Genomic DNA, 18,307 nt, shown 5'->3' with positions numbered 1-18,307 from the left:
CGGACGGCCCTCGCCGCCGGCCGCGAGAATCGCCCGTGCCGCGGCGTTGGCGGCGCCGGCACGGGCGAACGCGAGTTCGGCGGGCGACCCGGCGGGGTCACCCGCTCGGGTCTCACTTCAGGAGCTTGTCGACTTCCTTGCGCAGCTCGGAGTAGCCGAGCTTGTCGTAGACCGGCTTGGTGGCCTCGATGAAGGGCGTCTTGTCCACTTCCGCGACCGTCATGCCGTTCTTGCGCATGGTGTCTTCGAAGCCGACGAGGGAGTCCTCGGTCATCTTCGAGGCGTAGTCGCCGGCGGCGAGCGATTCCTCGCGCAGGATCTTCTGCAGGTCCGGCGAGAGGCCGTCGAACCACGCGGCGGAGGTGACGATGCCGGTGATCAGATTGATGTGGCCGGTCTTGGTCGTGTACTTCGCCACCTCGTAGAGCTTGGAGCCGACCGAGGCCGGATCCTGCGCCTCGACCGCGTCGATCACCTTCTGCTGCATGGCCGGATAGACCTCGCCCCACGCCATCGGCGTCGGTGTGGCCCCCATCGCCCGGATCGTCTCCATCCACACCGGCGCACCCGGCGTACGCATGCGGACGCCGGCGAGGTCGGCCGGCTTGGCGACCGGCTTGTTGGTGATCAGGTGACGCTCACCCTGCCACCAGTTGAACGACAGCACCTGATGGCCGGACGTGGCCTTCAGCTTGGCGACCCAGGTCTCGAACAGCGGCGAGGTCACGACCTTGCGCACGCCCTGGAAGCCCTCGGCCAGATAGGGGGCGCCGAGAATGCCGAATTCCTTGACGAAGACGGCCATGCGGCCGCCGTCGACGACCACCGCGACATTGGCGCCGGCGCGCGCCTGCTCGAGGACGTCCTCGTCCTTGCCGAGCTGCGAGCCGGGGAAGATACGGATGGTCAATTGACCCTTGGAGCGCTCCGCGACACGGTCACGCATGCGCTCGAGGCCCTTGTAGATCGGATCGCTCTGGGCCAGAGCGGTATTGATGTTGAGCTGCGTCTGGGCGACGGCGGCGCCGGCGAGGCACGTCGTCACCGCCACCGCGGTCACGAAACCCGAAATCGCCGAACCGACGGACCAGTATGACAAGCGCGTCATCGTCTTCATCCTCCCTGGGCTCTTCCGCTTGATCTCTTGCGGTATGGCACCATACCGGTATGGTATTCCTGAACGTGAGGATTTTGCAAGCCGCCATGTCGACCGATCTCGCGATCAATCTCGCCGCCCCCATCGTGCCGCAGATCATCCACGAGCTTCGCCGTGCCATCGTCGAGATGCGGCTGAAGCCGGGTGAAGCGCTGTCGGAGAAGGAGATCGCACTGCGCTACGGGGTCAGCCGGCAGCCGGTGCGCGAGGCCTTCATCAAGCTGGCCGAAGCCGGTCTCCTCCAGGTGTTGCCGAGCCGCGGCACCTTCGTCGTCAAGATCTCGGTGCGCGACGTGCTCAACGCCCGCTTCATCCGCGAGGCGGTGGAGAGCGCCCTGGTGCGCACCGCCGCCGCCCTGATCACCGAGGAGGATCTCGAGCGCCTCGACGGGCTCATCGCCCGCCAGGCGGAAGCGGCGGAGTCCGCCGATCCCGGGCACTTCTACGACCTCGACGAGGAGTTCCATCGCGCCATCGTCGAGTGCTGCGACTGCGAGCCGGCGCTGCGCGTCATCGAAGGCGCCCGCGCCCAGATGGATCGCGTCCGCTACCTCAGCCTGCCCGAGGCGACGCCGATCTCGGTGCTCGTCGCCCAGCACCGCGCCATCGTCGAGGCGCTCCGTTCGCGTTCTCCCGACGCTGCCGAAGCCGCCATGCGCCGCCACATGCGCGAGATCCTCAGCGCCCTGCCGCGCCTGACCGAGCAGTTCCCCGACATGTTCGAATCGACCGAACCGCCGGCCCACGCCCGCCTGCTCGATCCGAAATGACGCCTTGCGCCGGGGGCTTCCGGCCGGCGATCGACCCGGCGCTTCTCATCGACGGCGCCCCCTCGACATGCCGCCGAGCGCCCTCGGGGAGGGCCGGATCGGGCTTTTCGGCCCGTTCCGCGCGACGATCGGTCCTCCCCGGGGGGCGATCGGATTGATACCCGTCAATGCCGCCGCGCCCACCCGATGGAATGAAGAGAGCGGATCGGCGCCTCTCGCCGATGAAGACGTGGGCCGGCGCGCCGCGCCGACCGGGAACCGGGACGGATCATGGCCGCGAGGCACCTGACGACGATGGCACACTTGCGCGAAAGCCGGCTCGCCGGCTTCCTCGCGATGCTGCTCCTCGTTTTCCAGGTGGTGCTCTCCGCCGACCATCTCGGTGCGGCGGCGGCGAGTTCCTTCGGACCGCGCGACGACGGCACGGCGGTCGGCCTCCTGTCGCTGTGCCGCGGCGACGGCAGCATCCTCTATACCGACGGCGACGCCGACCGCTCCGCCCCGCCGCAGACCCCGCCCTGCATCCTCTGCGTCACCGCCACCCTCGCCGCCCACGCCGTCGCGGTCGCTCCGCCGGCGCTGCCGGCGCCGGAACCGACGGTCTTCGTCGACCTCACCGTGGTCGTCGCCGACGAGATCCGCGCGCCTGCCATCCAGCGCAACGGCTCGGCCCGCGGACCTCCGCTTCCCTTCGTCGTCTGACCCGATCGTCCGGCCGCTCGCGATGCGATGCGCCGTGCCGGATGTTTCTCACGACAACCAAGGGAATTCCGATATGACCGAACGCACCATCGATCGCCGCCGCGTGCTCGCCGCCGCCGCCGTCTCGACCCTGTTCGCCGCCGCCCCGGCGCGCGCCGAAACCATGCCGATGTCGCCCATGGAGTGGACCGACAAGAACGGCCTGATCAAGGATCTGCCCAAGGACGCGGATCCGACCAAGGACGACACCACCAAGTTCCCGCGTTGCCGCTACTGCGGCATGGTGCGGGCGAAGTTCTCGGCCACCCGCCATCTGATCCACTACGACAACGACGCCGTCGACGGCACCTGCTCGCTGCACTGCGCCGCCGTCGGCCTCGCTCTCAACATGGATCTCGGCCCCAAGGCGATCTATGCCGGCGACGCCGGCGCCGACGGCGAGATCAAGCCGCTGGTCCTCGTCGACAAGGCCTTCTACGTCATCGACCCGTCGAAGCCGGGCACCATGACCCGCGTGTCGAACGCGGCCTATGCCGACAAGGCCAAAGCCGAAGCCGCCGCCAAGGCGGACGCCTCCGCCAAGGCCGGCGCCGAAGTGGTCGGTTTCGACGCCGCCCTGCGCAAGGCCTATCTGGTGATGGCCGACGACACGATCATGCTGCGCAAGCGCCGCGGCGAGATGCGCAAGAAGATGGGCTCGGCCCACTGATCGATCCGGTCCGGCGGCGGGATGCCGCCGCCGGATCCCCCACGGTTCAACCGAGGTTCGCCCATGTCCTTCTCTCCGAAGACCTCGGCCGGCTTTCACCGCCGCGCCTTCCTCGGCGCCCTCGGCGGCTTCGCCTGCGTCGCGGTGACCGGCGCCTCGGCCGAAGAAGCCCGCGCCGCGAAGGTCGAGCTGCCGAAGCCCGGCGAGCGTGACGTCTGCCCGGTCTGCGGCATGTTCGTCGCCAAGTACCCCTACTGGATCGCCACCATCCGCTTCCGCGACGGCCACCTCGAACATTTCGACGGCGCCAAGGACCTGTGGAAGTACCTGCTCGACATGCCGCGCTGGGCCCGAGGCCGCACCCGCGAACAGGTCGAAACGATCGGCGTGACGAGTTACTACGACGGCGAAATGATCGACGCCACCGCCGCGGTCTATGTCGTCGGCTCCGACGTCTACGGGCCCATGGGCCACGAACTCGTCCCCCACCCGGTGGAGGCCGACGCCAAGGAGTTCATCGTCGACCACAAGGGCAAGCGCAGCCTGCGGGTGGACGGGATCACCCTCGCTCTCTTGGCGAACCTCGACGACGGGAAGTTCGAATGACCGCGACCTCCCCGAGCGCGCGGCGCGAACCGGCGCGTGGTTCGACCCGGGCCGCCGTGCTCTTCGCCGTCCTCGCCGGTGCCTTCCTCTCGGCGCTCGCCCATGCCGGCCTCTCCGGCGGCGCGGCGGCGGTTCGTCGGACCGAGACGCGGGCGCTGGTCGCCGAGCTCGGCCTCACCGACCTCGCCCTCTTCACCGAGGCCCGCTACACTCGCAACCCGTCCCTCGCCGACCTCCAGTCCGCCTTCCAGGACGGCCCCCTCACCTTCGAGCACTTCCCCTCGGGCTCGCTCGTCGCCCCGCCGCACGACCTCGGTCGCGGCCGGATCGAAACCCCCGCGGAGTGACCATGCGCGCCGCCTTCGAACGCCGCCGACATCTCCTCGACTTCGCCGTCGCCTCGCTCCTGCGCCGTCCGGCCAAGAACGTCGGCCTGATCGTCGTCTACGCCCTGGTGGTCTTCCTCCTCGCCTCGGTGATGCTCTTCGGCACCGCCGTGCGCCGCGAGGCCGCCGCCGTCCTCGACGCCGCCCCCGAGATCGCCGCCCAGGCGATGACGATGGGCCGCCACGACATGTCGACCGCCGCCGACGTCGCCGCCCTGAAGGGCCTGCGCGGCGTCCGCCGGGTCGAACCGCGTCTCTGGGGCTATCTCTGGGACAGCGCCGGCGCCGCCAACTACACGCTGAAGGTGCCGACCGCGGCCGAAGCCGGCCTCACCGTCGGAAAGGGCGAATCGATCGTCGGCGAAGGCGTCGCCCGCGCCCGCAAGGTCTCGCCCGGCAAGATGCTCTTCCTCGTCTCGCCGGCCGGCAAGTTCCTGCGGACGAAGGTCAAGGCGGTGCTGCCGTCGACCACGGCGCTGGTCTCCACCGACCTCGTCCTGGTCGAGGAGGGTGACTTCCGCGCCTTCTTCGAACTGCCGCCCGACGTGTGGACCGACGTCGCGCTGACGGTCACCAACCCGCGCGAAGTGACGACCATCGCCGAGAAGGCCTCGGTGAAACTCCCCGGCCACCGCTTCGTCACCCGCGCCGACATGATTCGCACCACCGAGGCGCTGTTCTCCTGGCGTGAAGGCTTGGCGCTGGCCTTGCTCGGCGGCGCTCTGGTCGCCTTCGCCATCCTCGCCTTCGACAAGGCCTCGGGCCTCTCGGCCGAGGAACGGCGCGAGATCGGCATCCTCAAGGCGATCGGCTGGGAGACCTCCGACGTCATCCTGATGAAGCTCTGGGAGGGTCTGCTGATCTCTCTCGCCGCCTTCCTTCTCGGCTTCGCCGCCGCCTACGCCCACGTCTTTCTGTGGTCGGCGTCGCTGTTCGAGCCGGTGCTGAAAGGTTGGTCGACGCTCTACCCGCGCTTCCCCCTGACCCCCGAGATCGACGCACTCGAGCTCGCCACCCTGGCGGTGCTGACCGTCGTTCCCTATGTCGCGGCGATCCAGGTGCCGATCTGGCGCACCGCCACCGCCGACCCCGACGTCGTGATGCGGTGAGGAGGCGGCCATGATCGAACTCACCGGTGTCACCAAGGTCTACGACCAGGACAAGCCCACTCGCGTCGACGCCGTCCGCGGCGTCGATCTGACCATCGACGACGGCCGCGTCACCGTCCTCGCCGGTCCATCCGGATCTGGAAAGACGACGCTCCTCACCGTCATCGGCTGCCTCGCCCGCCCGACCACCGGCCGCGTGACGATCGACGGCGACCTCGTCTCGGGCCTCCCGGAGCGCTTCCTCACCGAAGTGCGGCGCAAGACCTTCGGCTTCGTCTTCCAGCGCTTCAACCTGATCCGCGGCATGTCGGCGCTCGACAACGTCATGCTGCCGGCCTACCCGACCGGTATCGCCCATGCCGCGCTGCGTGACCGCGCCCTCGCCCTCCTCGACCACTTCGGCCTCGCCGACCGTTCTCGCGCCGTGGTCGAGACCCTGTCGGGCGGCGAATCCCAGCGCGTCGCCATCGCCCGTGCCCTGATCAACGACCCCGCCGTGGTCATCGCCGACGAACCGACCGCCAGCCTCGACGGCGCCCGGGTCGAACAGTTCCTCACCATCGCCGCGGATCTCAAGGCGCAGGGCAAGACGGTGTTGATCACCAGTCACGACCCGCGCATCACCCGCGCGGCCCTCGTCGACCGGCTGGTCGCCATGGCCGACGGGCGCATCGTCGAGGCGACGCCATGATCTTCCATCCCGCCAATCTCGCCCTCGTCGCCGCGTCGATCCTGACCGCAACGGTGATCGTCGCCGCGGCGATCTTCGCCCTGCGGCTGGTGCGGCACTGGGATCTGGCGAGCGGCGCCGAACGGCAGATCCGGCTCGAACGGGTGACCTATCTCGTCTCCACCGCCGTCGCCTTCGTTCTGGTGGTCGAGGCGGTGACGCTCGTCCTCTTCGCCTTCACCGCCGATCGCATGGCCGCCCTCTTCGTCGGCGCCATGTGCGCGGTGGGCACGCTCAACGCCTCCGTCTACGGCTTTCCGACGCTGTGGGCCAAGATCGCCGTGTTCTTCGCCGCGAGTGTCTGGCTGGTGATCGACCACGTCGACAACCGCGGCCGCGACTATCCGCTGATCCGCGTCAAATACCTCGGCATCCTGCTGCTCGCGCCGTTGATCCTCGCCGAAGCCGGCCTGCAGCTCGCCTACTTCCTCGACCTGAAGGCCGACACCATCACCTCGTGCTGCGGCCGCCTCTTCGGCGAGACCTCGACCGGCGCCGGCGGCGAGATGGCGAGCATGGACCCGACCCACGCCCTCGTCCTGCTCTTCGGCGGACTGGCGGCGATCGGCCTCGTCGGGGTGGCGGCGTTGCGCTTTCGCGTCGCCCGGATGCTGCACGGGCCGGCGAGCCTGGCGATGTTCCTCGCCGCCCTCGCGGCGATCGTCTCGGTGATCGCGCCCTACGTCTACGAGCAGCCGCACCATCACTGCCCGTTCTGCATCTTGAAGCCCGAGTACCACCACTTCGGCTTCGCGCTCTATCTGCCGCTGTTCCTCGGCACCGGCGCCGGGCTCGCGGCGGGCGTCCTCGCCCTCCTGCCGCAACGTGCCTCGCTCGCCACGGCGAAGCCGGCGATCGAACGCCGGCTGGTACACACCTCGCTCCTCGGCTTCGCGCTCTTCGGCGCCATCGCCGCCTGGGCGATCGCGACCTCCGGCCTCACCCTCTTCTCGTGAATCGGCGCGCGGCGGCCGGAGACGGCAACCGCCGCCTCCGGCCGAACCGATGACGGACCGACCGGTCGGAACTTTGTCGGTGAAGGCGCGCCCGAAGGGTGCCGGCGAACCGGGCCGACACTCCAGAACTTCGGAGGAAACCCGGCTTCACCCGCCCGACATCAGTGACCGACGCCGAGATGCTTCTCGAGCCGCGCCGGATCGGCGATGAGTTCGGCGCTCGGCGCCTCGAGCACGATGGCGCCGCGCTCCAGCACGATCGCTTCGTCGGTCACGGCCAGCACCTTGCGCGGCTGCTGCTCCACCAGGATGCAGGCGAGCCCCTCCTCCCGCACGATGCGGCGGAAGGCGGCGAGCAGTTCTTCGACGATGATCGGCGCGAGACCCTCCAGCGGCTCGTCGAGCAGGATGAGCTTGGGGTTCAGCGCCAGGGCGCGCGCCACCGCCAGCATCTGCTGTTCGCCGCCCGAGAGCTGGTTGCCCATGTTGGAGCGCCGCTCCTCGAGCCGCGGGAACATGTCGTAGATCCGCCTCAGCGTCCACGGCCCCGGACGGGCGATGGCGGTGATGTTCTCCTCGACCGTCAGCGATTTGAAGATGTTGCGTTCCTGCGGCACCCAGCCGATGCCGGCCTGCGCCCGCTTCTCCGGCGAGAAGGTGGAGACGTCGACGCCGGCGAGCCGGATGGTGCCGGCGAACCGCCGCGTCACACCGACCAGGCTGTCGATCGTCGTCGTCTTGCCCATGCCGTTGCGGCCGAGCAGCGCCAGTGCCTCGCCCTCTTTCACCACGAAGGAGAGGCGGTCGAGCACCACCGCTTCGCCGTAGCCGGCGGTGAGGCCTTCGACCTCGAGAAGGTTGCCCATCGTCTTCCGTCCTCTCGTCCCGCTCAGACTTCGCCTTCGCCGAGGTAGACCGCCTTGACGCGCGGGTCGGCCTTGATCTCCGCGACCGTCCCTTCCGTCAGCACCGCGCCGGCGACCAGCACGCTGATGCTCTCGGCGAAGCGGAAGACCAGGTCCATGTCGTGTTCGATCAGCACCACCGTGACGTCCTTCGGCAGATCGGCGACGGCGTTCAGGATCTCCTCGCGCTCGCCCTCCGGCACGCCCGCCGCCGGTTCGTCGAGCAGCAGCACCCGCGGCTTGGTGGCGAGCGCCACCGCGATCTCCAGCAGTCGCTGCTTGCCGTAGGGCAGGTAGCGCGTCTGCTCGGTCATCCGGTCGGTGAGATCGAAGCGATCGAGCACCTCGATCACCTCCTCGAGCACCGGCCCCTTGGTGCCGACCCGCCGCCACCAGTCGCCACCGCGGCCCTGCCGCTCCGAGACGGCGAGCGCCACCGTTTCGATCGCGGTGAGATCGGGGAAGAGCTGGTTGATCTGGAAGGTGCGGGTGAGGCCGAGGCCGACACGCTGCTCCACCCCGAGCGAACCGATGTCGCGGCCGTCGAGCAGGATCTCGCCCGAGGTCGGCGCCAGCACGCCGGTCAGGAGGTTGATCAACGTCGTCTTGCCGGCGCCGTTCGGTCCGATCAGGGCGTGCCGCGCCCCTTTCGGCAATTGCAGCGACACGTCGTTGGTGGCGATGAGGCCGCCGAAGGACTTCATCAGCCCGCGGGTTTCGAGGGCGAGGGTCATCGCGCCGCCTCCTTGTTCGCGATCCACGGCAGGGCGCGGCCGACGATCTTGCGTCCGACCGTCTCCAGCCGATCGCGACCGGCGAGCACCAGGATGACCAGACCCATACCGATCCAGAACTGCCAGTACTGCGGCGTGATCGTCGAGATCGCGTCCTGGGCGAAACGGAACACGATGGCGCCGAGGATGCCGCCGTAGAGCCGACCCGACCCGCCGATGACCAGCACCAGCATGACGTCGGCCGAGCGGTGGAACTCGAGCACGTCGAGCGAGGCGAATCCCGAAGTCTGGGCGAGCAGCGCCCCGGCGATGCCGGCGATCACCGCGGCGAGCGTATAGGCGGCGATCAGCCGGCGGTTCACCGGAATGCCGATCGCCCGCGCCCTGAGCGGATTGTCGCGGATCGCCCGCAGCGCATGACCGAAGGGCGAGTGGACCAGGATGCGCAGGCCGAGCACCACCACGAACAGCACACTCAGCGCATAGACGTAGGCCGTCGTGCCGTAGAGATCGAAGGAGAAGCGGCCGAGCACCGGTCCGACCATCATGCCCTGCAGGCCGTCGGCGCCGCCGGTCAGCCAGTCGAGCTTGTTGGCGGTCTCGTGCAGCAGCGAGGCGACGCCGAGCGTGATCATCAACCGCGTCAGGTCCGACCCGCGCAGCACCAGGAACGAGGTGAAGAAGCCGAGGATGCCGGCCGTCACCCCCGCTGCCGCGAGCCCGGTCAAGGGATCGCCCCAGCCGCTGCGCGCCATGATGCCGACGGTGTAGGCGCCGAGGCCGAAGAAGGCGGCATGGCCGAGCGACACGATGCCGGCATAGCCGAGGATGATGTCGAGCGACACGGCGAAGAGCGCCAGGATGGCGATCTCGGCGAACAGCAGATGGTTCGACCGGAAGAAGAAGGCGAGGCCGAAGGCCACGACCCAGAAGCCGATCTCGAGCCACGACCAACGTGCCTCTCCGGCCAGGAAGCGACCCGCCCGTGCGACCGGCGGAAGCGACGAAGTGATGTCGGTCATTCGATCCTCCTCACCGGCCCGGGCGGGCGAAGAGCCCGTTCGGCCTGACGATCAGCACCGCGATCATCACGGCATAGATGACGAAGGAGCCGAGCTCCGGCACGTAGTACTTGCTGCCGACGTCGGCGATGCCGAGCATCAGCGCCGCCAGGAACGGGCCGACGATCGACGATGTGCCGCCGACCGTGACGACGATGAGGAAGAAGACCATGTACTTGACCGGGAAGGAGGGATCGAGGCCGAGGATCTCCGCGCCGAGCGCCCCGCCGAGACCGGCGAGACCCGAGCCCACCGCGAAGGTTGCGGCGAAGATCGTCTGGACCCGGATACCGAGGCCGCGCGCCACCCGCTGATCGTCGACCGCGGCGCGCAGGCGGCTGCCGAACCGGGTCTTCGACAGGGTCAGCTGCAGCGCGACCGCCAGGATGCCGCAGATCACCACCAGGAACAGGCGGTAGCGGCCGATGCCGATCCCGGCGAAGTCGAACCGCCCCTTGAGCGCCTCCGGCAGGATGACGTTCTGCGGGCTCGACCCCATGAACCAATCCATTCCGGCCATCGCCATGAAGACGAGGCCGATCGAGAACATCACCTGGTCGAGGTGGCTACGGCCGTAGAGATGGACGTAGAGCGTGCGCTCCAGCACCAGCCCGATCGCCGCGGCGATCAGGAAGGCGAGCGGCAGCGTCGCCAGGAACGGCACGCCGAAACGCTGCATGGCGATGACGGTGACGTAACCGCCGACCATGGCGAAGGCGCCGTGGGCGAGGTTGACGAAGTTCATCAGGCCGAGCGTCACGGCGAGCCCGCAAGCCAGCACGAAGAGCAACATGCCCGTCGATATGCCGTCGAAGAGAATGGTCAGCATACGGGTGTCCTGCGGTATTCGGTCGATGTCGCGCGCGGGGAGCATGTCCCCCCGCGCCGGAGGCGCTGACCCCTTCTCCCCTCGCGGGAGAAGGGGGCGCGAAGCGCCGGATGAGGGGGCGCGGCGGTCCTTTTCGGCGCAGAGGGAGGAGAGGCACAGACCCCTCATCCGCCCTACGGGCACCTTCTCCCGCAAGGGGAGAAGGGAACCGAGCTGCGCTCGGCCGCTCGGGGACCTCGACGCAACGGCGTCGCGATCCACCTCCCGGCCTCACTTCTTCATCTTGGCGGCCTTGACCGGGTCCTTGACCTTCTCGAAGGCTTCGCTCTCGATGTTCCACAGATGGCCGTCGACCTTCTCGACCTTGCGGACGTAGATGTTCTGGATCACGTCGCGGGTCTCCGGATCGATCGACATCGGTCCGCGCGGGCTGACCCAGGCGAGGCCCTTCATCGCCTCGACCAGTTTGGTGCCGTCGGCATCGCCCTTGGTCTTCTCCAGCGCCTTGTAGATCGCCGCCATGCCGTCGTAGCCGCCGACCGCCATGAAGTTCGGCCGCTGCCCCGGGTTCGCCTTCACGTAGGCGTCGACGAAGGCCTTGTTCTCCGGTGAGGGATGGGCGGCGGAATAGTGATGGGTGGAGATCAGGCCGATCACCACGTCGCCCATGCCGTCGAGCTGGTCGTCGTCCGGCAGGTCGCCGGTGCCGAACAGCTTGACGCCCGACTTGTCGAGACCGCGCTCGACGAACTGCTTGATCACCAGGGCGCCGAAGCCCGAGGGCACGAAGACGAAGAGCGCATCCGGCTTCTCGTCGGCGACACGCTGGAGGAACGGCGCGAAGTCGGGGTTCTTCAGCGGCACGCGCAGCGCCGCGGCGACGGTGCCGCCGTTGGCGGTGAACTGCGCACCGAAGGCCTTCTCCGCGTCGATGCCGGGGCCGTAGTCGGAGACCAGGGTGATCACCTTCTTCCAGCCGTTCTTGGTGGCCAGATCCGCCGCCGGCACGGTCGCCTGCGGCAGCGTGAAGGAGGTGCGGACGATGTAGGGCGAGGCCTCGGTGATGGTGGCGGTGGCCGCCGCCATGACGACCTGCGGCACCTTGGCCTGGGTCGAGATCGGCGCGGTGGCGAGCGCCAGCGGCGTCAGGCCGAAGCCGGCGAGCACCGAGACCTTGTCGTTGACGATCAGCTCCTGCGCGAGACGCTTGGTGACGTCGGCGACGCCGGTGTCGTCCTTGACGATCACTTCGACCGTCTTGCCGCCGGCCTTGGTGCCGTTCATCGCCTGATAGAGCGCGACCGCCTGGCTGATCTGGCGGCCGGTCGAGGCCGACGGACCGGTCATCGGCAGGATCAGGCCGACCTTCACCACGTCTTCGGCATACGCCGCGAACGGAGTGATGAGGGCCAGAGCCGCGACGGAAATACCGGTGAGCGCGCCGCGGCGCGTGGTCTTCGAAAACGTCATGATCGTCTCCCTGGAGTTCGTTTCGGGCCCCTGGCTCGGGATCCTTCGTATCGTGCCGGCCGGAGGCGAACCACCGACCGGATCTTCGTCGAGAACGGTCACCGCCGCATCGTAGCCTGTCGGCACGACGCGGCGGCGAAAATCTCGCCTCACGCCCGCGTCTCGAGCAACATCAGCCCGGCGGCCGTGTTGGAGATCGGGATGTGATAGTTGCGATGGACTTCCGCGACCTTGTCGCCGAGAGCGCCGCGCATCGCCATCCACAGGATGAACTCCGCGCCCTGCGCGCCCGCCTCGCGCACCAGATCGTGGATCGACAACTTCGCCAGTTCCTCCGGCTCGTCGACGATCTTGTCCATGCACATCAGGTCGAATTCCTTGTTGATGAACCCGGCGCGGGTGCCGTCGAGCTGATGCGACAGCCCACCGGTGCCGAGGATCACCACCTTCTCGTTGCCCGGGAAGGAAGAGATCGCCCGCCCGATCGCCTTGCCGAACTCGAAGCAGCGCTTCGGCGAGGCGAGCGGATGCTGCACCGTGTTGATGCAGATCGGGATGGTCTTGATCGGGTTCTCGGTGCGGTCGCCCCAGAACAGCTGCACCGGCACGGTGAAGCCGTGGTCGACCGCCATCTCCTGGCACGAGCAGACGTCGAAGCCGTCGCCGACGACACCCTCGATGATGTGCCAGGAGAGCTCCGGATGGCCCTCGAAAGAGCCGATGGTCGGGATGCCCCAGCCCTCGTCCTGGTTCTCGTAGGAAGGCGCCGCGCCGATCGAGAAGGTCGGCATCTTGTCGAGGAAGAAGTTGAGCCCGTGGTCGTTGTAGAACACCACCGCGACGTCCGGCTTCTTCTCCTTCAGCCAGCCGTGGACCGGCGGATAGCCGTCGAAGAACGGCTTCCAGTAGGGGTCGTCGAACATCTTCTTGGCGTAGGCGTTGCCGACCGCGGGGATGTGCGACGAGGTCAAGCCTCCGATGATCTCGGCCATGGTCACTCTCCCTGCTTACGGAGGAATTCCTTGAATTCCTCGACGGTCATACCGGTCTGCTGGGCGCCGACGTCCTGGACGGAGAGACCGAAGATGCCGGCGAACTTGGCGAGATAGTAGATGTTGCCGCCGGCATCGATGAGCTGCAGCACGTTGCGGGCGCGGATCGCCGCCTTCTGCTGCTCGTTCAGGCCGTAGCTCTCCATGTAGGCCTCTTCGTCCTTGCGGAAGGCCTCGCGGTTGACGGCGCTGTTGAACGAGAAGCACATCTTGTTGAGGGCATAGCCCTTCATAGCCATCCGGCCGTCGAACATGACGGTGCCGGGAATCTCTTCCTGGATCGTATGTGTGGACATACACTTCCTCCCGGTTGGTCCTTGGGCCGCGCCGTCATCGCGACCAGTAGAGACGCATCGGATTGTCGACGAGGAGCGCCCTCTGCTCCTCCTGCGACGTCGCGATGCGCGGGATCATGTCCACCAACCAACCGTCGTCCGGCATGTGGGTGGTCATGTTGGGATGGGGCCAGTCGGTCCCCCACAGAACCCGATCGGGGAAGCGCTTCACCAGCTCCCGGCCGAAGGGGACGAAATCGTCGTAGGCAGGCGGCCCGACGACCGACAGCCGCTCGGGACACGTGACCTTCGACCAGATCCTGTCGTTCGCCGCCATCAGGTCGACGAAACGGCGGAAATCGGGATGGTCGACACCCCTGGTCAGATCCGGCCGGCCCATGTGATCGACGACGATCACCGTCGGCAGGCTGTTCAGGAACGGGATGAGATCCGCGAGATCCTGCGCCTCGAAATAGACGACGATGTGCCAGCCGAGCTTCGCGATCTTCTCGGCGATGCCGAGGTAGACCTCCTTCGGCGTCGCATCGACCAGACGCTTGACGAAGTTGAAGCGCACGCCGCGCACCCCCGCCGCGTCCATCTCCTCGAGCTCGGCCATGGTGACCTGCGGCCCGACCGAGGCGATGCCGCGGGCGAGATCGCCCGACGCCTTCAGCGCGTCGACCAGCGCCCGGTTGTCGTGGCCGTGGCAGGTCGCCTGGACGATGACGTTGCGGCTGAAGCCGAGGAAGTCGCGCAATTCGAAGAGCTTCTCCTTCGGCGCATCGCACGGCGTGTACTTGCGCTGCGGCGCGTAGGGGAAGACGTCGCCCGGACCGAAGACGTGGCAGTGCGCGTCCACCGCCCCGGCCGGCGGCACGTAGGCCGGCTTCGTCGGGTTCGGGTGGAACGGCATGTAGTTCGGATCCATCGCCTCGTCCTTCCGGCGTTACGTCGAGCCTGCGGCCCGCATTCCGGTTCGTTCGCGTCCTCGTCTCGCCGAGGATCGATCAGACGTATTTCAGGCCTTTCTCGGCCAGCCGCTCGCGCATCTTGTAGAGGTCGAGCCCGAGAACACCGGCGTTGAGCTTCTCGCGCTTCTCGCCTTCCGCCGCGATGCGCGCCTGCGCCTTCTTCAGCACATCGGCCGCGTCGGCGCGCTTGACCACGCAGACCCCGTCGTCGTCGGCGACGATCACGTCGCCCGGCTCGATGTGGGCCCCGGCGCAGACGACCGGCACGTTGACCGATCCCAGCGTCTCCTTGACCGTGCCCTGCGCCGACACGCACTTCGACCAGACGGGGAAGCCCATCTCGGTCAGATCGCGGATGTCGCGGACGCCCGCGTCGATGATCAGGCCGACGCCGCCGCGCGCCAACACCGAGCCGGCGAGGAGATCGCCGAAATAGCCGGCGTCCGACGGCGAGGTCGGAGCGACCACCATGATGTCGCCCGCCTGCATCTGCTCGACCGCGACGTGGATCATCCAGTTGTCGCACGGCGCCACCGACACGGTGACCGCCGAGGCCGCCACCCGGGCGCCGGAATAGATAGGCCGCATGTAGGCGGCGAGCAGGCCGATGCGCCCCTGCGCCTCGTGGACGGTCGCCACCCCGCACTCGGCGAGACCGGCGATCACATCCTTGTCGGCGCGCTCGATGGTCTGAACGACGACGTTCATGATCGCGACCTCACAGCTCGTCGACGGTGCGCGGGAACATCGACTGGAAGCCCTCCGCGTACTTGGCGGCGCGCCCGCCCGCCTGACCACCGGAGTTGCGCTTGAAGTGGTTGGCGCGGTTCTCGGCGAGGTTGGTGTAGTAGTGCCAGAGGTGCTCCTGGCCCTCCATGCAGCGGATCGCCGCGAGCTTCTTGTCCCACACCTCGGTGATGTCGAGGAACACGTCCGGCTTCCACTGCATCTGCTCGGTCTGATGCGGCTCGAACAGGTAGAGCTGCGGCGCCCCGAGCACCTTCTGCTCCGGGTTGTGGCCCCAGGCCTGAGCGATCATCCGGCACTCGAGCGCCCAGCGGGTCGCGTTCATGTGGTCGGTGTTGTAGGGGTCCCAGAGCGAGTGGCTCATCATGAAGGACGGCATCACGTCGCGGATCACATCGACCAGCCGGAACTTGGCGTCCTTGTCCATCTCGAGAGGATAGTCGCCGAGATCGAAGAACTGGATGTCGTGGGCATCGAGCGCCTTGGCCGCGTTCTCCGCCTCGATGCGGCGGGCCGTCTTCACCTTGTCGAGGGTGACGCCCGGCTCCTTCCAGATCTTGGCGCTCTCACCGCGCTCGCCGTAGGAGAGGCAGACGACCGTCACCTCGTATCCCTTGGCCTGATGCAGCGCGATCGCTCCGCCGGCGCGCCAGACGAAGTCTGCGGCGTGTGCGCTGATCACCAGTGCGGTCTTCTTGCTCATGGACGCCCTCCTCGGCCGCGGGACTTCTCCCGCATTCTCATGGGCCGGATCATTCGCCGTCGAGCCCCGGGACACCAGTTCGAAGTCTCCCCCTTCTCATAAGATCTTGCTATAAGCATCCCACACGAACGCCGGAGAGCCGTCCGATGTGGACCGACGTGCCCAATCTGCGCCACCTGCGCGCCTTCGTCCTGGTGGCCGAATTCGGCGGCATCACCCGCGCCGCGCAGCGCATCCACCTCTCCCAGCCGGCGATCACCCAGGCGCTCGCCAAACTCGAGGAGCGCTTCGCCACCAAGCTCCTGGAATTCGCCTCCGACGGCGTCGCGCTGACCACCGCAGGCAGCTTGTTGCGCGATCGCGTCGCCCGCGCCCTCGAACTGATCGAAACCGGTGCCCGCGAGGCGCTGCGCGGCGAGGCGCGCCGGTCCGGCGGCGGCTTCGCCCATTTCGAACAGCTCCTCACTGTGGCTCAATTGCGGGCCCTCGCCGCCATGGCGACGACCCGCAACTTCTCCCTCGCCGCCCGCGAACTCGGCCTCTCGCAGCCCTCGGTCCATCGCGCCGCCCGCGATCTCGAGCGACTGACCGGCATGGCCATGTTCGTCGCCACCAAGCAAGGGGTCGACCTCACACCGGCGGCGGAGGTCTTCGCCCGCCACGCCGCGCTCGCCCATGCCGAATTGCAGCAGGGCTTCGCCGAGGTTTCCGACAGCCTCGGTCGCGACCCCGGCCTGATCGTCGTCGGCGCCATGCCCTTCGGCCGCACGAAACTGCTGCCCGACGCCCTCAATCATCTGACCCGCGAGCGCCCGCTCGCCCGCGTCCGCGTCATCTCCGCCCCCTATGACGGCCTCCTCGGCCGGCTGCGCTACGGCATCATCGATTTCCTGCTCGGCGCTCTGCGCGATCCCCTGCCGATCGACGACGTCGTCCAGGAGGCGCTGCTCGACGATCCGCTCGCCATCGTCGCCCGCGCCGGCCACCCGCTCGTGTCGAAACCCGACGTGACCTACGACGACCTCCTCGCCTACCCCTGGGCGGTGCCCGGCGACGACACGCCGACCCGCGCCGCTTTCCACCAGATGTTCCCGGCGGAAGCCGAAAAACGTATGCCCGGCGGCATGTTGGAGACCAGTTCGCTGGTTCTGCTGCGTGGCGTGCTGACCGGCTCCGACCGCATCACCCTGCTCTCGGCGCGCCAGGCGCACTACGAGATCGAACAGGGACTGCTCGCCGTCGTGCCCTATCCCGTCGCCCTCGGCAGCCGCCGCATCGGCCTCACCTATCGCCGCGGCTGGCGCCCGACGCCGACCCAGGCGATCCTCCTCGATCATCTGCGCCACGCCGTTCCGACCTATGAGGAGGCCGCCGTCGCCGACCATCTATAGCAATTTCGAATGAATTGCCGCAGGCTTCGACCTCGTGTTGCGAACGCCTCGCGTCTAAGACGGAGCTTCGATCGCTCGCCGCCGAAAGAGGACGCGCCATGGCCGAAGTGAACACCGCGGTTCCGGCCCGCATCGCCTTCATCGGCTTCGGCGAGGCCGCCCGCGCCTTCCTCGCCGGCTGGCGCCGCGAACCGGGGTTCGCGGCCGAGGTCACCGCCTTCGACGTCAAGACCGACGCCGCCGACCCGGCGGTGCGCGCCGCCAAGCTCGCCGACTACGCGAGCGACCGCGTGATCGGCGCGGCGACCGCCCGCGAGGCCGTCGCCGGCGCGACACTCGTCGTCTCGGTGGTCACCGCCGATCAGGCCCATGCCGCCGCCCTCTCGGTCGTCGGCAATCTCGCTCCGAACGCCATCTTCCTCGACTGCAACTCCTGCGCCCCGCAGGTGAAGGTGAAGTCGGCGGAGAAGATCGACGCGAGCGGCGGCCGTTATGTCGACGTCGCGGTGATGGCGCCGGTCCATCCGCGCCTGCACGAGACGCCGCTGCTGATTTCCGGCGGCAACGCCGAGACCGCCGCGCCGATGCTCGCCGCCCTCGCCATGTCGGCCGAGATCCAGCCCGGCCCGGTCGGATCGTCGTCGTCGATCAAGATGGTCCGCTCGATCATGATCAAGGGCATCGAGGCGCTGGTCTGTGAATGCGTCCTGTCGGGCCGGTTGGCCGGCGTCGACGACATCGTGCTGGCCACGCTCGAAGACACCTTCCCCGGTTTCGACTGGAAGAAGCGCTCCGCCTACATGCTGGAGCGCGTCATGACCCACGGCGTCCGCCGCGCCGCCGAGATGCGCGAAGTGGCGCTGACCGTCGACCTCCTCGGCCTCGAGGGCCGCATGGCCCGCGCCATCGTCGATTGGCAGCAGGAGATCGGCGACCTGCATCTGAAGGCGTCCGACTTCGGCCCCGACCACGGCGCCCGCGCCGACGCCATCCTCGCCGCGCTGGGCAAGAAGCGCGCAGAGCGCCCCGAATGATCCGGCCG

21 protein-coding genes are annotated in these 18,307 nt (G+C 68.3%); 10 read left to right on the top strand and 11 right to left on the bottom strand.

Annotated features, from left to right (window positions below):
• Positions 1-112: 112 nt before the first annotated feature.
• Positions 113-1,108 carry a C4-dicarboxylate TRAP transporter substrate-binding protein gene (locus V7Q42_RS02815; protein ID WP_333822333.1) on the bottom strand — a complete coding sequence of 332 codons (996 nt, stop codon included), beginning with the start codon at positions 1,106-1,108 and terminating at the stop codon, positions 113-115.
• 95 nt (positions 1,109-1,203) lie between these two features.
• Between V7Q42_RS02815 and V7Q42_RS02810 the strand changes: the two genes are divergently transcribed.
• From V7Q42_RS02810 to V7Q42_RS02775, 8 genes are all read left to right on the top strand, one after another.
• Positions 1,204-1,926: a GntR family transcriptional regulator gene (locus tag V7Q42_RS02810; RefSeq protein WP_333822332.1), complete on the top strand. Its 723-nt coding sequence runs from the start codon at positions 1,204-1,206 to the stop codon at positions 1,924-1,926.
• 294 nt (positions 1,927-2,220) lie between these two features.
• Positions 2,221-2,628 (top strand): hypothetical protein, encoded by a 408-nt coding sequence (locus tag V7Q42_RS02805; RefSeq protein ID WP_333822331.1) that lies wholly within the window; start codon positions 2,221-2,223, stop codon positions 2,626-2,628.
• Positions 2,629-2,701: 73 nt separating this feature from the next.
• Entirely contained in the window at positions 2,702-3,337 is a 636-nt protein-coding gene (locus V7Q42_RS02800; protein ID WP_333822329.1) for a nitrous oxide reductase accessory protein NosL, read from the top strand.
• A 63-nt stretch (positions 3,338-3,400) separates the two neighbouring features.
• Positions 3,401-3,943 carry a nitrous oxide reductase accessory protein NosL gene (locus tag V7Q42_RS02795; RefSeq protein ID WP_333822328.1) on the top strand — a complete coding sequence of 181 codons (543 nt, stop codon included), beginning with the start codon at positions 3,401-3,403 and terminating at the stop codon, positions 3,941-3,943.
• Positions 3,940-4,290: a hypothetical protein gene (locus V7Q42_RS02790; RefSeq protein WP_333822326.1), complete on the top strand. Its 351-nt coding sequence runs from the start codon at positions 3,940-3,942 to the stop codon at positions 4,288-4,290. The genes V7Q42_RS02795 and V7Q42_RS02790 overlap by 4 nt, the downstream gene beginning before the upstream one ends.
• Before the next feature lie 2 nt (positions 4,291-4,292).
• Complete coding sequence (locus tag V7Q42_RS02785; protein WP_333822324.1) at positions 4,293-5,438, top strand: ABC transporter permease; 1,146 nt, start codon at positions 4,293-4,295, stop codon at positions 5,436-5,438.
• 10 nt (positions 5,439-5,448) lie between these two features.
• Positions 5,449-6,129: an ABC transporter ATP-binding protein gene (locus V7Q42_RS02780; RefSeq protein WP_333822322.1), complete on the top strand. Its 681-nt coding sequence runs from the start codon at positions 5,449-5,451 to the stop codon at positions 6,127-6,129.
• Positions 6,126-7,124 carry a hypothetical protein gene (locus V7Q42_RS02775; protein WP_333822320.1) on the top strand — a complete coding sequence of 333 codons (999 nt, stop codon included), beginning with the start codon at positions 6,126-6,128 and terminating at the stop codon, positions 7,122-7,124. Before V7Q42_RS02780 ends, V7Q42_RS02775 begins: the two co-directional genes overlap by 4 nt.
• A gap of 161 nt (positions 7,125-7,285) precedes the next feature.
• Here V7Q42_RS02775 and V7Q42_RS02770 read toward each other — a convergent pair whose 3' ends face one another.
• From V7Q42_RS02770 to V7Q42_RS02725, 10 genes are all read right to left on the bottom strand, one after another.
• On the bottom strand, positions 7,286-7,990 hold the full coding sequence (locus V7Q42_RS02770) for an ABC transporter ATP-binding protein (protein WP_333822319.1): 705 nt from the start codon (positions 7,988-7,990) through the stop codon (positions 7,286-7,288).
• 23 nt (positions 7,991-8,013) lie between these two features.
• Entirely contained in the window at positions 8,014-8,763 is a 750-nt protein-coding gene (locus tag V7Q42_RS02765; protein ID WP_333822317.1) for an ABC transporter ATP-binding protein, read from the bottom strand.
• Complete coding sequence (locus V7Q42_RS02760) at positions 8,760-9,785, bottom strand: branched-chain amino acid ABC transporter permease (protein ID WP_333822315.1); 1,026 nt, start codon at positions 9,783-9,785, stop codon at positions 8,760-8,762. Before V7Q42_RS02760 ends, V7Q42_RS02765 begins: the two co-directional genes overlap by 4 nt.
• Before the next feature lie 10 nt (positions 9,786-9,795).
• Positions 9,796-10,653: a branched-chain amino acid ABC transporter permease gene (locus tag V7Q42_RS02755; protein ID WP_333822314.1), complete on the bottom strand. Its 858-nt coding sequence runs from the start codon at positions 10,651-10,653 to the stop codon at positions 9,796-9,798.
• Positions 10,654-10,923: 270 nt separating this feature from the next.
• On the bottom strand, positions 10,924-12,123 hold the full coding sequence (locus V7Q42_RS02750) for an ABC transporter substrate-binding protein (protein WP_333822313.1): 1,200 nt from the start codon (positions 12,121-12,123) through the stop codon (positions 10,924-10,926).
• Positions 12,124-12,272: 149 nt separating this feature from the next.
• The gene (locus V7Q42_RS02745) at positions 12,273-13,115 is read right to left on the bottom strand and encodes a class III extradiol dioxygenase family protein (RefSeq protein WP_333822312.1); all 843 of its coding nucleotides are present in this window, start codon (positions 13,113-13,115) and stop codon (positions 12,273-12,275) included.
• A 2-nt stretch (positions 13,116-13,117) separates the two neighbouring features.
• Positions 13,118-13,471, bottom strand: a complete 354-nt coding sequence (locus V7Q42_RS02740) for a protocatechuate 4,5-dioxygenase subunit alpha (protein ID WP_333822311.1) — start codon at positions 13,469-13,471, stop codon at positions 13,118-13,120.
• Between the two features lie 34 nt (positions 13,472-13,505).
• Positions 13,506-14,381 (bottom strand): amidohydrolase family protein, encoded by an 876-nt coding sequence (locus V7Q42_RS02735; RefSeq protein WP_333822310.1) that lies wholly within the window; start codon positions 14,379-14,381, stop codon positions 13,506-13,508.
• Between the two features lie 79 nt (positions 14,382-14,460).
• On the bottom strand, positions 14,461-15,132 hold the full coding sequence (locus V7Q42_RS02730; RefSeq protein ID WP_333822309.1) for a 4-carboxy-4-hydroxy-2-oxoadipate aldolase/oxaloacetate decarboxylase: 672 nt from the start codon (positions 15,130-15,132) through the stop codon (positions 14,461-14,463).
• Between the two features lie 10 nt (positions 15,133-15,142).
• Positions 15,143-15,874, bottom strand: coding sequence for a PIG-L deacetylase family protein (locus tag V7Q42_RS02725; protein WP_333822308.1), 732 nt, complete (start codon positions 15,872-15,874; stop codon positions 15,143-15,145).
• 146 nt (positions 15,875-16,020) lie between these two features.
• Between V7Q42_RS02725 and V7Q42_RS02720 the strand changes: the two genes are divergently transcribed.
• Positions 16,021-17,265 carry a LysR family transcriptional regulator gene (locus V7Q42_RS02720; protein ID WP_333822307.1) on the top strand — a complete coding sequence of 415 codons (1,245 nt, stop codon included), beginning with the start codon at positions 16,021-16,023 and terminating at the stop codon, positions 17,263-17,265.
• A gap of 98 nt (positions 17,266-17,363) precedes the next feature.
• Complete coding sequence (locus tag V7Q42_RS02715; RefSeq protein ID WP_333822306.1) at positions 17,364-18,299, top strand: NAD(P)-dependent oxidoreductase; 936 nt, start codon at positions 17,364-17,366, stop codon at positions 18,297-18,299.
• Positions 18,300-18,307 lie beyond the last annotated feature (8 nt).

The organism is Pinisolibacter sp., assembly GCF_036782435.1.
Lineage (GTDB): Bacteria > Pseudomonadota > Alphaproteobacteria > Rhizobiales > Ancalomicrobiaceae > CALBKH01.
This window is presented reverse-complemented; position numbering and strand designations above follow the sequence as displayed.